The sequence below is a fragment of the Variovorax guangxiensis genome, from assembly GCF_003952165.1.
GTDB lineage: Bacteria > Pseudomonadota > Gammaproteobacteria > Burkholderiales > Burkholderiaceae_C > Variovorax > Variovorax guangxiensis.
The window spans coordinates 23645-35834 of sequence record NZ_RXFT01000002.1 but is presented as its reverse complement, the minus strand read 5'-3'; the positions used below and the strand labels follow the sequence as shown (position 1 = coordinate 35834).

At 70.0% G+C, this 12190-nt stretch carries 14 protein-coding genes; 3 read left to right on the top strand and 11 right to left on the bottom strand.

Features of this window, described 5'->3' with window-relative positions; all coding sequences use genetic code 11:
• Window positions 1–22: 22 nt before the first annotated feature.
• The 5 genes from EJP67_RS05820 to EJP67_RS05800 are packed head-to-tail and all read right to left on the bottom strand — an operon-like array spanning window position 23 to window position 3947.
• Window positions 23–379 carry a cupin domain-containing protein gene (locus EJP67_RS05820; RefSeq protein ID WP_126020541.1) on the bottom strand — a complete coding sequence of 119 codons (357 nt, stop codon included), beginning with the start codon at window positions 377–379 and terminating at the stop codon, window positions 23–25.
• A 28-nt stretch (window positions 380–407) separates the two neighbouring features.
• Entirely contained in the window at window positions 408–1406 is a 999-nt protein-coding gene (locus EJP67_RS05815; RefSeq protein WP_126020539.1) for a quinone oxidoreductase family protein, read from the bottom strand.
• A gap of 3 nt (window positions 1407–1409) precedes the next feature.
• Entirely contained in the window at window positions 1410–2300 is an 891-nt protein-coding gene (locus tag EJP67_RS05810; protein ID WP_126020537.1) for a beta-keto acid cleavage family enzyme, read from the bottom strand.
• Window positions 2297–3061: an SDR family NAD(P)-dependent oxidoreductase gene (locus EJP67_RS05805; protein WP_126020535.1), complete on the bottom strand. Its 765-nt coding sequence runs from the start codon at window positions 3059–3061 to the stop codon at window positions 2297–2299. The genes EJP67_RS05810 and EJP67_RS05805 overlap by 4 nt, the downstream gene beginning before the upstream one ends.
• A 19-nt stretch (window positions 3062–3080) precedes the next feature.
• Window positions 3081–3947: a dioxygenase family protein gene (locus EJP67_RS05800; protein WP_126020533.1), complete on the bottom strand. Its 867-nt coding sequence runs from the start codon at window positions 3945–3947 to the stop codon at window positions 3081–3083.
• Between the two features lie 130 nt (window positions 3948–4077).
• On the opposite strand from EJP67_RS05800, the gene EJP67_RS05795 reads away from it, so the two are divergent.
• Window positions 4078–5118 (top strand): LacI family DNA-binding transcriptional regulator, encoded by a 1041-nt coding sequence (locus EJP67_RS05795; RefSeq protein WP_126020531.1) that lies wholly within the window; start codon window positions 4078–4080, stop codon window positions 5116–5118.
• Window positions 5119–5137: 19 nt separating this feature from the next.
• On the opposite strand, the gene EJP67_RS05790 is transcribed toward EJP67_RS05795, so the two are convergent.
• The 3 genes from EJP67_RS05790 to EJP67_RS05780 form a co-directional block, all read right to left on the bottom strand.
• Window positions 5138–5470, bottom strand: a complete 333-nt coding sequence (locus tag EJP67_RS05790; RefSeq protein ID WP_126020529.1) for a hypothetical protein — start codon at window positions 5468–5470, stop codon at window positions 5138–5140.
• A gap of 22 nt (window positions 5471–5492) precedes the next feature.
• On the bottom strand, window positions 5493–7184 hold the full coding sequence (locus EJP67_RS05785) for a hypothetical protein (protein WP_126020527.1): 1692 nt from the start codon (window positions 7182–7184) through the stop codon (window positions 5493–5495).
• Window positions 7185–7254: 70 nt separating this feature from the next.
• On the bottom strand, window positions 7255–7476 hold the full coding sequence (locus EJP67_RS05780; RefSeq protein ID WP_240650535.1) for a DUF1127 domain-containing protein: 222 nt from the start codon (window positions 7474–7476) through the stop codon (window positions 7255–7257).
• Window positions 7477–7553: 77 nt separating this feature from the next.
• On the opposite strand from EJP67_RS05780, the gene EJP67_RS05775 reads away from it, so the two are divergent.
• On the top strand, window positions 7554–8447 hold the full coding sequence (locus tag EJP67_RS05775; RefSeq protein ID WP_126020525.1) for a LysR family transcriptional regulator: 894 nt from the start codon (window positions 7554–7556) through the stop codon (window positions 8445–8447).
• A gap of 6 nt (window positions 8448–8453) precedes the next feature.
• Here EJP67_RS05775 and EJP67_RS05770 read toward each other — a convergent pair whose 3' ends face one another.
• From EJP67_RS05770 to EJP67_RS05760, 3 genes are all read right to left on the bottom strand, one after another.
• The gene (locus EJP67_RS05770) at window positions 8454–9491 is read right to left on the bottom strand and encodes an aliphatic amidase (RefSeq protein ID WP_126020523.1); all 1038 of its coding nucleotides are present in this window, start codon (window positions 9489–9491) and stop codon (window positions 8454–8456) included.
• Window positions 9492–9664: 173 nt separating this feature from the next.
• Window positions 9665–10159, bottom strand: a complete 495-nt coding sequence (locus EJP67_RS05765) for a hypothetical protein (RefSeq protein ID WP_126020521.1) — start codon at window positions 10157–10159, stop codon at window positions 9665–9667.
• A complete protein-coding gene (locus EJP67_RS05760; protein WP_126020520.1) occupies window positions 10156–11094 on the bottom strand; it encodes a LysR family transcriptional regulator in 939 nt (312 codons plus the stop codon). The genes EJP67_RS05765 and EJP67_RS05760 overlap by 4 nt, the downstream gene beginning before the upstream one ends.
• A 95-nt stretch (window positions 11095–11189) precedes the next feature.
• Between EJP67_RS05760 and EJP67_RS05755 the strand changes: the two genes are divergently transcribed.
• Window positions 11190–12188: an NAD-dependent epimerase/dehydratase family protein gene (locus EJP67_RS05755; protein WP_126020517.1), complete on the top strand. Its 999-nt coding sequence runs from the start codon at window positions 11190–11192 to the stop codon at window positions 12186–12188.
• The last annotated feature ends 2 nt before the right edge of the window (window positions 12189–12190 follow it).

Below are 12190 nucleotides of genomic sequence, written 5' to 3'. Positions count from 1 at the left end.
GAGAAAGAGAGGAAGGCAGCCGCTAGGCGGGTGGCGCGTTCGGCATCACCAGCGCCACCAGCACCGGCCTGTTGCCGCGGTTTTCCAGCTGGCGCTTCTCGCCGGGCGCGAAGCGGCAGCTGTCGTAGGGGCCGAGCACTTCTTCCTGGTGCGCGCCGTCGATTTCGCCGACCACATGCAGCTGGCCTTCCAGCACGAGGTAGAGCTTTTCCATCGGCGAGCCGTCGAGGCCGGTGTGGCCGCCGGGCAGGATCTGGCTCATGCCCATCCACATCTGCGTGGAAGGGCCGGCCTCCTTGCCCTGAAGGCGCAGGCAGCGCATGTCGAAATGGTTGGGCGCCTCGTAGTGCGGCGCCTCGGCGAAACGGGTGACGTGCATGGATGTGCTCCGGAAAATAGAAGCAGGCTCAGGGCCGCAGCACGACGCGGTCGGTGCTGCCCGAGAGCACCAGCCGGTAGGCCTCGTGCGCCTCGTCGAGCGTGAAGTGGCGCGCCACAGGGAAGGGCTTGAGCGTGCCGCGCTCGAAGCCCTCGCGCATCGCGTCGAGCTGTGCGGTGCTGGCGACGCAGTCCATCGCCAGCGAGTCGATGCCCACGTAGGTGTGCATGCCGCGGTAGAACGCGAAGATGTCGAAGGGCACCGCGCGGTCGTGCGTGGCGATGAAGATCTGGGTCGCGCCCTTGGCCATCGCCTTGTTGGCCGCCTCGAAGTAGGCGCTGCCCACGGTGTTGTAGACGATGTTCGCGCCGCGTCCGTCGGTGAGCTCGCGCACCCGCGCGCCCACGTCGGCATGGTGGCGCGCGTCGATCGTGTCCACCGGGCCGCTCGCGAAGCCCTCGAAATGCCCGGCGCGGCGCTGCACCGCGATCACGCGCGCGCCGGCCTGCGAGGCGAGCTGCACCGCCGCCTGCCCGACCTTGCCATTGGCGCCGAGCACCAGCACCGTCTGCCCGGCCTGCGGCATGCCGCTGCGGCGGAAGCCCTCGTAGGCGGTGACGAAGGGCACGCCCACCGCGCCGGCCTCGTCCATCGAAATGCCCCGGGGCTTGGCGCGCAGCGCCTGCTTGGGCAGCACAAGGTAGCGCGCATGGGAGCCGTCGCGGGTGATGCCAACGTCGCCGCCGGAACCGTAGACCTCGCGGCCGATCCATTCGGAAGGCCCGCTGACGACGGTGCCCGCGAAGTCGCGGCCGGGGGTTCTGGGCCACACGGCCTGCGGCATGATGCCCAGCGTCGCTTTCACGTCGCTGGGGTTCACCGCGGCGGCGGCGATGCGCACCACGGCGTGGCCGGGTGGCGGCACAGGTTCGGGTTGCGGCGCGGCTTCGAGCCGAAGCGCGTCGAGGTCGGCGGCCTTCTGGTTCACGCGAAGTGCGCGCGGGCTGTGCATGGCTGTGTCGCTCATCGTTCAGCTCCTCGCGTCGGGCAGGCCCAGCATGGCGCGGGCCTCGCGCGGGTTGGCGACTTCGCCGCCCAGGCTCACGAGAATGTCGCGCGCCTTCGCCACCAGCTGGGCGTTGCTCTCGGCGAGCACGCCCTTCTCCAGATAGATGTTGTCTTCCATGCCCACGCGCACGTGGCCGCCCAGCAGCCAGGCCTGCGCGACGATCGGGAACTCCATGCGCCCGATGCCGAAGGCGCTCCAGAAGGCGCCGCGCGGCAGCATGTTGCGCGCGTAGAGCAGCGTCTCGGGCGTGGGCGCGAAGCCGTACTTCACGCCGAGAACGAAGGTCCACATGGCGGGCCCCTCGAGCGTGCCGTCGGCGATCAGGTCGAACGCGAGGTTGATGTCGCCCGAGTCGAAGATCTCCAGCTCGGGCTTCACGCCCGCCTCGCGCATCACCTTCGCCATGCGCCGCACGTTGCGCGGCGTGTTGATGACCACGTCGGGGCCGGAGTTCATGGTGTTCAGGTCGAGCGAGCACACGTCGGGTTTGATGAGCGCGATGTGCTCCACGCGCTTCTCGGGCGGCAGCAGCGTCGTGCCGGGCGCCGCGATCTTCGGGTCGTCCTCGCTCGGAATGAAGCGCCCACCGGGGCCGGTCGTGAGGTTCACGATCAGCTCGCGGTTGCCGCGGCGGATGCGGTCGACCACCTCGCGGTAGAGCTCGACTTCCATCGAGGGCCTGCCGGTCTCGGGGTTGCGCACGTGGATGTGCACCTGGCTCGCGCCGGCCTCGGCCGCGGCCAGGCATTCGTCGGCGATCTGCACCGGCGTGATCGGCAGGTGCGGCGTCTGCTCCGGCTTCACGAGGTTGCCCGTGACGGCGCAGGTGATGAGGGTCTTGGCGTTGCTCACAGGTGGCGCCCTCCGTCGACCACGATGCGCGTGCCGGTCACGAAGCGCATGGTGGTGGCCAGCGCCTCGACCGTCGCGGCCACGTCTTCCGGCTGGCCGATGCGGCCCAGCGGCGTGGTGCTGGCCATCTTGCTGGCGAACTCCGCGCCGCGCCCGGGCACGAAGCCCGATTCCACCGCGCCCGGCGACACCGACACCACGCGAACAGCGGGCGCCAGCGCCTTGGCCAGCGCGTCGCCCACCACGTCGAGCCCGGCCTTGGCCGCCACGTAGGCGAGGTTGCTGCCCACGCCCGTGAAGCCCGCGATCGACGAGATGTTGGCCACGAGGCCGTCGCCGCTCGCCTTCAGCAGCGGCGCGAAGGCGCGGATGGTGGCGAACACGCCGCGGAAGTTGGAACGCACGATGTCGTCGATGAGCTCGTCCGTCAGCGCGTCGAGGTCGCCCGCCGGCACCGGCTTCGTGTGGCCCGCGCTGTTGACGAGGATGTCGCAGCGCCCGAGCGTGGCCTTCACCTCGGCGGCCGCGGCCACGAGGCTGGGCGTGTCGACGATGTCGGCGCGGATCGCCGCATGGCGCTGGCCGCTGGTGGAGGGCAGGGCGGCCGCGCGCGCAGCCGCATCGTCGCCCTTGCGGTGCAGCAGCACGCAGGTGGCGCCGAGCGCGGCCAGGCGCGTGGCCGTGGCATAGCCGATGGCGCCGAGGCCACCGGTGATGACGGCGACCTTGCCGTCGAGTCTGGAGACTGGGTCGAAGCTCATGTCGGTGTGGGAAGTGGAGTCAGGGAATGGGGGGGCGGGGGAACTTCATCTCGCCGGGTTCGAGTACGAAGTCGTGGTGGAGTGACGCACTCTTGCCGTCAGGAGCCAGCGCGAAGCGGCCGATGAGCCTGCGCGTCACGCCGAAGGTCGGGTCGCTTTCCAGGTTCTGGTCGTCATCGGCGAAGACCTGCGTGATGAGTACCTTGTGGCCCGGCTTGCTCACCATGAAGTGCAAATGCGCGGGCCGGTTCGGGTGGCGCTTCTGCGCGCGCAGCAGCACGCCGCAGGGGCCGTCGGTCGGCACCGGATAGCCGGCGGGGCGCACGCTGCGGAAGTGGAAGCGGCCCTCGGCGTCGGTGGCAAAGCGTCCGCGCAGGTTCATGTTCTCCTGCGACGGGTCCTGGTTCTCGTAGAGGCCGACCGGCGAGGCCTGCCACACGTCGACGGTGGCGCCTTCCACCGGCCGGCCCTCGTGGTCGCGCACCGTGCCTGTCACTTCGAGCGGAGTGCCCGGCGTACCCGAGCGCGCGATGTTCTCGCCCTGCGCGCAGGCCGGTGCGTTGGCGCGCCAGAAGGGGCCGAGCAGCGCGGCCGGCGACTCGCCCTGCGGGTCCTGATTGTTCTGCAGCGCGACCACGGTCGACACCCCCAGGATGTCGGCCGCCAGCACCACCTCGTTCTTGGTCTCGCCGGTGGCCTGGCCGATGGCGACGATGAATTCGAGCGCCTGCTCGAACTCCTCTTCCGTCAGCTTCACTTCCTGCACCAGTGCGTGCAGGTGGCGCGTGACCGCTTCCATCACGGTGCGCAGCCGCGGGTCGGGCGTGTGCCGCATGGCGTCGAGCACATGGCCCAGCACCGATTGGGGGGAGGTGGCGATGTTCATGGCGGGTCTTTGCAATCGTTTGCACGATATTAGTCCAAATCGCCGAAAAGTAAAATGGAGGGGATCCGGGCTTTAGGAATGAGGGAAAGCCACCTGAAGCCATGCAGCCCGGCGACAATCGTTTGCACCAATGAGCGCCAATCAACCTTCCACACCAGCCACAGTGACCATCCGCGACGTCGCCCGCGAGGCCGGCGTGCACGTGTCCACCGTCTCGCGCGCGCTCAGCCCCGAGAAGCGCTCGCTCATCAGCGACGAGGTGCTGCGCGTGGTCGAGGAGGCGGCGCAGCGCCTGGGCTACCGGCCCAACCGCGCGGCCTCGGCGCTGCGCACGGGCCGCACCCACACCATCGGCGTGCTGGTGCCCGACATCACCAACGCGGTGTTCCCGCCGATCCTGCAGGGCATCGAGGCCAGCGCCGCCGCGCGCGGCTACTTCGTGTTCGTCACCAACGTGGTCGACCACGCGCTCGCCCGGCCGGTGCTGGAACGCATGCTGGCGCAGCGCGTGGACGGCGTGGTCATGGCCACTGCCACGCGCGACGATCCGCTGGTCGACTTCGTCACCAAAGCCGGCATGACGGCGGTGCTGGTCAACCGCGCCGACGAAACCGGGCGCCTGCCGGCCGTGGTGAGCGACGACCGGCTCGCGATGAAGCTCGCGGTCGACCATCTCGTGGGCCTGGGCCACAAGCGCATCGCGCACCTCGCGGGCCCGCAGACCATTCCCACCGGCGTGGGCCGCCGCCTCGGTGTGGAGCAGGCATTGCGCGACCACCGCATGAAGCCCTTCCGGGTGGTGGAGTGCGCGAGCTACAGCCGCGAAGCCGGCGCCGCAGCGATGAAGCAGATGCTCGAGGCGGGTGCCGCGCCGCAGGCGGTGGTGTGCTGCAACGACCTGGTTGCGCTGGGCGCCTACGACGCGCTGCGCGAGGCGGGCCTGCGCGTGCCGCAGGACATTTCAGTCACCGGCCACAACGACATGCCCCTGGTCGACATGGTCGACCCGCCGCTGACCACCATCCGGCTGCCGCACCGCGAGCTGGGCTGGCGCGCGGCCGAGATGCTGTTCGAGGAGATCGACGGCCATTCGATGTCGGCCTCGACCGTGGTGCTGCGCCCCGAGCTGGTGGTGCGCCAGTCGACCGCCGCGCCGGCAGGCACGCGCTGAGCCTTCGCCGCTGCTGCCGCTACCACCACCAGCGGGCGATGTCGTCGCTCAGGCCCATGTAGAGCAGCACCAGCGTGACCAGCACGACGATGCACTTGCTGCGCAGCGACATCTTCGGCTTCGGCGCGAAGACCGCGGCACCGCCCAGAAAGTGCACGCCGCAGTGCGGGCACTGCCGCACCTTGCCGTAGATGAGCTCCCCGCACCGGGCACAGGGCACGTCGTCGGGGCCAGGCTCCGGCGGCGGCGTGCCGGCGTCGTGCCGCCCGTCCCGCTGGCGCTGCTGCTGCAGCCGCGCGCGGCGTTCGCGGTGCGCGGCCAGGTCGATGGGGTCGTTGGGCTTGTCGGACATGCTCTGGTGAGAACGTATCCGGCTAGCGTGCCACACCTGCGCGCGACGTGGGTTTCCTGCGCGCGGCGGGCCGGCGCGGCGGCTTTGCCTCCAGCACCAGCTCGGCCGGCAGCTGGTCGTTCCACGATTCGGTGAAGTAGGCGCGGTCGCTGGGCACCAGCTGGGGCAGCGCCTCGCGCAGCAGCGCCAGCGACTGCTCGGCCGCTTTCAGCTCGCCCGCATGCGCCGCGTACCAGGCATGCTCGAAGAGCAGGCTGCAGTGCTGCAGGCCCGGGTAGCGGCGGCGTCCGGCCTGGTGGTCGGCCAGCCGCGCCTGCGCCACCTGCACCCAGTGCGCGGGCCAGTTGGCCGCGTCGAAGGCGTCGGCGAGCGGGCCGGCCAGCTTCGAGATGGCGGCCGGGTCCAGCGGCTTCTGCGCGCGGAATTGCGCGAGCGTGGGCTGCCGCTCCGGCCGGCAGTGGCCGCGCGCGATGCGCATCAGGTAGATCGCGTTCCATGCCGAGCGGCCCTGGCCGTCGGTGTGGCCGCAGAGCCATTCGCTGAAGGCGATCCATTGCACCGCGCGGCGGGTGGTGTCGGCGTTGCCGTCGTGCGCCAGTGCCGGCAGGTCGGCCAGGCCCACGCGGTCGAAGAGCCATGCGGCCATGCCCATGTTGGCGGCCACGTGCTGCGCGGCGTCGAAAGAGTGCGATTCGAAGGCGGCCGCCAGCGCCTCGCCGAAGCGCTGCAGCGATTCCTCGGCCAGCGCGGCGGCGGCGGGCTTGTCGTCGGCCGCGAGCGCCAGCGCGCGCGAGCGGCAGGCCAGCGCCCACAGGTTGCACCACTCGAAGCGCACGTCGGGATGGTGGCGCAGCACCAGGGCGCGCACCGCGTCTTCGGCCATGCCGCTCAGCAGCGACTGCGCCAGCGGCAGGTCGCGCGCGGTGTAGGCGCACCATGCGGAAACGATGCACTCCATCGCGCCCAGGTAGTCGTTGCCCGCCACGTGGTGCGCGAGCCGCTGCTTCTTCAGCGCCTGCAGCCGGCGCCGTGCCTGCTCGTTGTCGCCGAGGCGGCGCCACAACATGGCCTCGTTGAGCGTGACCAGTGCGCGCTGGAAGTCGGTGGCCGCCAGCGTGCCGGCGAGGCGGATCGATTCGAGGGCGTTGCCCCCTGCGTTCTCGCCGGCCTTCTCGCCCGCGACGGGCGCCATCAGCCGCCCCTGCCGCGCCGCCTGCTGCGAGGCAACGAGCTGCTTCCAGAACGCCGCGTCCTGCAGATGCACCGCGTCGGGCGGCGGCGAGCCAGCGGCCTGGCGCGAGGCGCGCGAGCGCAGGCCGAGAAAGGACGCCACTTCTGCCGCGGTGGCCGCGCGGCCTTCCACCAGCACGCGCACGCGCTTCGCCTCGGCGGCGGGCAGCCAGAAGGGGCCCTGGCTGCGCCGCTCGGCATTCAGGAAGCGGGGCTCGCGCTGCGTGTCCTCGCCCCAGCCGGCGTCGATGCCCCAGGCCTTGAAGTCGCGGAACGCGCGGCTCACCACCATGCGCAGGGTGCTGGCATCGGAGACCTCGCCGCGCAGGTCGGCCAGCCGCACGACATCGGCGCCGACCTCGTGGGCATGCTGCATGCGTACCAGCAGCCATAGCGACTGGAAGGCCGCGCGCCGGCCGTTCACCGACTGCGGCGAGGTGAGTTCGATGGAAACCTGGTTGGCGTGTGGGGCTGGCTTGGGCACGCCCCGATTTGAACCTCAAAACGGGGCGCTACCTGAAGATGACGCCGCAGAAGAAGGCTCGGCCCCGCGTTCAGTACCGGTGCTCGTCCAGCAGCCCGGGCACTTCGCTGCGCCCGATGCCCAGGTCGCGCAGATCGTGCTCGCTCATGCCGGCGAGGTGCCGCGAATCGGCGCGGGCGCGGCGGCGATTCACCACGCGGCGGCGCCAGCCGCGCAGGGCATGGATCAGGCGTTGATGAAAGGACGTTGGCTTAGGCGCATTCACGATGGGCTCCTTGGTTGGTGCGCTCATCTTCCCGCCGGGCGTGATATTGTGGAAGTTGAGAATTCTGAGCCTGGCAATCAGGCTTCCTGATACCGGCACAGCCCATGCGACAGCTCAACCTCGATCAACTGCGCACCCTCATCGCCATCGTCGACCTTGGCACCTTCTCTGCGGCCGCCCAGGCGCTGCACCTGGCCCAGCCCACGGTGAGCCTGCACATCAGCGAACTCGAATCGCGCCTGGGCGCGGCGCTGGTGGTGCGCGGCAACCGTCGCATCACGCCGACAGCGGCCGGCTCGGCGCTGGTCGAGCGCGGGCGAAAGCTGCTGCGCGACACCGACGACGCGGTCGAGGCGGTCAAGCGGCAGGCCGAGGGGCGGGTGGGCCGCGTGCGTCTCGGTACTTCCACCGGTGTCCTGGTCGACCTGCTGCCGCAGGTTCTGGAGGCGCTGGGCGCGGAGCATTCGGGCATCGACGTGGAGGTGAGCATCCGCGGCTCCTTCGAGGCCATGGAGCGGCTGGCCGCGGGCACGCTCGACATCGGCCTGGTCGCCATTCCGCAGCCGCCGCTGCGCGGCATCGTCGTCACGCCCTGGTGCGAGCAGCCCATGATGGCCTTCGTGCCTCGCCGCTGGAAGGCGCCGAAGCGCGTCACGCCGGCCTGGCTGGCGGCGCAGCCGCTGATCTTCAACGAGGCGACCACGCACATGTACCGCCTCACCATGGAGTGGTTCGCCGCCGCCGGCTTCGCGCCGCGCGCGCGCATCGAGCTCAACTACGACGCCGCCATGCGCAGCCTGGTGGCCGCCGGCTACGGCGCCGCACTGCTGCCGCTGCAGCAGTCCACCGATACCTTGCCGAGCAACGACCGCATGCAGATCCTGCCGGTGAGCCCGAAGCTCACGCGCCGCGTGGGCATCGCGCACCGCCAGCATGCGCTGCTCGACGGCGCGACGCTGAGCGTGCTCGAGGTGCTGAAGACCTTCAGCCAGGCATGAGCACCTTCAGCGCGACTGCGCCGGATCGTTCGGGATCCCCCCGATCGGGCATTCGGGCGTGCCCGCCGTGCTGCGGGTGAGCGACTCCACCATCTCACGCGTGCCCTCGGGGTCGTTGATCCACTTCGTGTAGAACTCGTAGGGGCAGGCCGCCAGCCCCTTGTCGCCATCGCCGGAGTTGATGGTGCCGGTGTAGCCGCGGTGCAGCAGCTTGAACAGGTGGTTCTGCGACTGGCCGTTGCGGCGCGCGTCGCGGATCAGGCCCAGCGACAGCTCCGCATAGTTGATGCCCATCTCCTCCTCGCCGCATTCGCCCAGCGTGCGACCGTCGAAGCCGATCAGCGCCGAGTGGCCGAAGTACGAGTAAACGCCATCGAAGCCCGCCGCATTGGCCACCGCCACGTAGGTGTTGTTCATGAAGGCCATGGCCTTCGACACCAGGATCTGCTGCTCCTTGGACGGGTACATGTAGCCCTGGCAGCGGATGACGAGCTCGGCGCCGCGCATCGTGCAGTCGCGCCAGATCTCGGGGTAGTTGCCGTCGTCGCAGACGATCAGGCTGATCTTCATGCCCTTGGGGCCTTCGCTCACGTAGGTGCGGTCACCCGGATACCAGCCCTCGATGGGCACCCACGGCATGATCTTGCGGTACTTCTGGACGATCTCGCCCTTGTTGTCCATGAGGATCAGCGTGTTGTAGGGCGCCTTGTTCGGGTGCTCCTCGTGGCACTCGCCGGTCAGCGAGAACACGCCCCACACGTTCGCGCGGCGGCAGGCGTCGGCGAAGATGGCCGTCTCCTCGCCGGGCACGGTGGCGGCCGTGTCGTACATCTCCTTGGCGTCGTACATGATCCCGTGCGTGGAGTACTCGGGGAACACCACCAGGTCCATGCCTGGCAGGCCCTTCTTCATGCCGACCAGCATCTCGCCGATCTTGCGCGCGTTGTCCAGCACCTCGGCCCGGGTGTGCAGGCGGGGCATCCTGTAGTTGACGACCGCGACGCCCACGCAATCGTTGCTGCTCGAAATATCACCGTGTCTCATGACGCTGCTCCTGATGGATGGTTGATGAAGGAAGAAAACAGGAAAGCCCGGATCGGCGTTCAACCGATCCGGGCCTTCCGGTGGAGCAATGGGTGCGTGTCGTCGGAGCCGATTGTTCTCAACTCATCGCGAGTTGCACATACGTCATTTCGCTGATTGCGGCGGCAACGCGCTCAGCGCGGGCGCGCGTAGCCCGACTCGATCCACGCGCTCGCGCTGCTCGCCGTGAGCCTGAACGCGGGCGACACGCCCACGCTGGCGAGTTCGCTGTCGTCTGCGTCGTCATGGGCCGTGAGCGTGGCCGTGGGGTTGTCCTCATCGGGCACGATGCAAAGCGCCACGCGCACGCGCCGGTCGTCGCGCGCGGTGACGGTCACGCTCTTGTTGAGCGTGGCGTGCAGCTGCTGCTCGTGGCGGCGGATGACTTCGGCGGCGGTCTTCACCAGCGTGGAGAAGGCGGGCGCGTCGAGCGGCTTCGGGTTCTTCTTGTCGCGGCCCATGGTCCAGGGGCCGACGAGGGCGGGCTCGGGGTCGCCGTGGCGGGTCATCTCGACGGCCCAGCCGTCGTCTTCCTCGTTCTTGATGATGCGGGCGGTCCAGCGGTCGTCGCGCCAGAGGCGGTCTTCCTGCAGGGGGAGGGTGTCGGAGTCTGTGGTCGTATCGGTCATTCGGATGCTTGCTGTCTGGCGCGTGGCATTTTCGCCTCCGTTGCGCAGCCGCCGATGTATCGCACCAGCCCCTCGACCAGCGCGTCGAAGGCCACGCGGCAGCGCGGGCTGTTGCGCAGGTCCTCATGCATCGTGACCCAGGTGTCCAGCTTCAGCGAGAAGGCGCGCGGCATCAGCCGCACCAGCGCGGGGTCGCGCTTCGCGAGGCCCACCTGGCAGACGCCGATGCCCGCGCCCGCGCGGATCAGCGCGAGCTGGGCGAGGTCGCTGTCGGCGCGCAGCGAGAAGGTGTCACGCGTGAAGTTCCTGATCGACTTTCCCGCCGCGCGCACGAAGGCCGGCGGCTGGTCGTAGCCGATGACGGCGTGCGCCGGCAGGTCGTCGAGGCTGCGCGGCGTGCCGTGGCGCGCGATGTAGTCGCGATGCGCGTGAAAGCCCAGCTCGATGTTGCCGATGCGGCGCGCGACCAGCTGCTCCTGCCGTGGCCGCACCATGCGCACCGCGATGTCGGCCTCGCGCCTGAGCAGGTCCTGCACGCGGTTGGTCGACACCAGCTCGACCTTCAGCGCCGGATGCGCCTCGCGCAGCTGCGTGATGATGGGCGGCAGCACCTCCGTGCCCACCACCTCGCTGGCCGATACGCGCACCACGCCGCGCACGCCTTCGCCCTGGCTGGTGGCGGCGCGCTCCATCGAGGCCGCGATGCTCTCCATGGCCTCCGCGTGCGTACGCAGCGCCAGCGCGACCTCGGTGGGCAGCAGGCCGGTCTGCGAGCGTGTGAAGAGCACTACACCCAGCGCCTCTTCGAGCGCGGCCACGTGGCGGCCCGCCGTGGGTTGGGTGATGCCGAGCGCGCGCGCCGCGCCCGACAGGGAGCCCTCGCGCAGCACGCCGAGGAAGGAGCGGTAAAGCTCCCAGCCGATGTTCCAGGTCATGCATAAATGTATGGCCGATGGCTTATGTTCGGCAATTCCAATGCAACCCCGTCGAAACCAGAATTCTTCCATCGACAACTGTTCTGGAGCATTTCATGGCACACGAAACGGCACGCAACGACAAGGTTCTGGTTCTCGGCGCAACGGGCGGCATCGGCGGCGAGGTGGCCCGCCAGCTGCGCGATGCGGGCTGGGATGTGCGGGCGCTCAAGCGCGGCGCAACAGAGGGAAAGAGCGACGGAATCACCTGGCTGGCGGGCGACGCGATGGACGAGCAGTCGGTGCGCCGCGCCGCGAAGGGCTGCTCGGTCATCGTGCATGCGGTCAACCCGCCGGGCTATCGCGGCTGGTCGGAGCTGGTGCTGCCGATGCTCGACAGCACCATCGCCGCAGCCAAGGCCGAGGGCGCGACCATCGTGCTGCCGGGCACGGTCTACAACTTCGGCCCCGACGCCTTTGCGCTGCTGGCCGAGGATTCGCCGCAGCATCCGCTCACCAGCAAGGGCGCGATCCGCGTCGAGCTGGAACGGCGCCTCGAGGAGGCCAGCCGCCAGGGCGCGCGCGTGCTGATCGTGCGCGCCGGCGATTTCTTCGGGCCGAAGGCCGGCAACAACTGGTTCTCGCAGGGGCTGGTGAAGGCGGGCCAGCCCGTGCGGGCCGTGAGCCAGCCCGGCAGCCCCGGTGTAGGCCACCAGTGGTCTTACCTGCCGGACGTGGCGCGCACCATGGTCGAGCTGCTCGCGCGGCGCGACAGGCTGGAGCCCTTCGCGCGCTTCCACATGGCGGGCCACTGGGATTCGGACGGCACGCGCATGAGCGAGGCCATCCGCAAGGTGGTGGCGCGGCGCACCGGCGCGAAGGTCCGCGTGTCGGCCTTTCCGTGGTGGCTGCTGGCGCTGGCCTCGCCCTTCGTCGTGACCTTCCGGGAACTGCGCGAGATGCGCTACCTGTGGCGCACGCCCGTGGCGATGGACAACGCGAAGCTGGTGGCCTTTCTCGGTCGCGAGCCGCACACGCCGCTCGAAGAGGCCGTGGAGACCGCGCTAGACGGCATGGGCTGCCTGGCCACGGCGCCGGTGGCTGCCGCCGCCTGAGG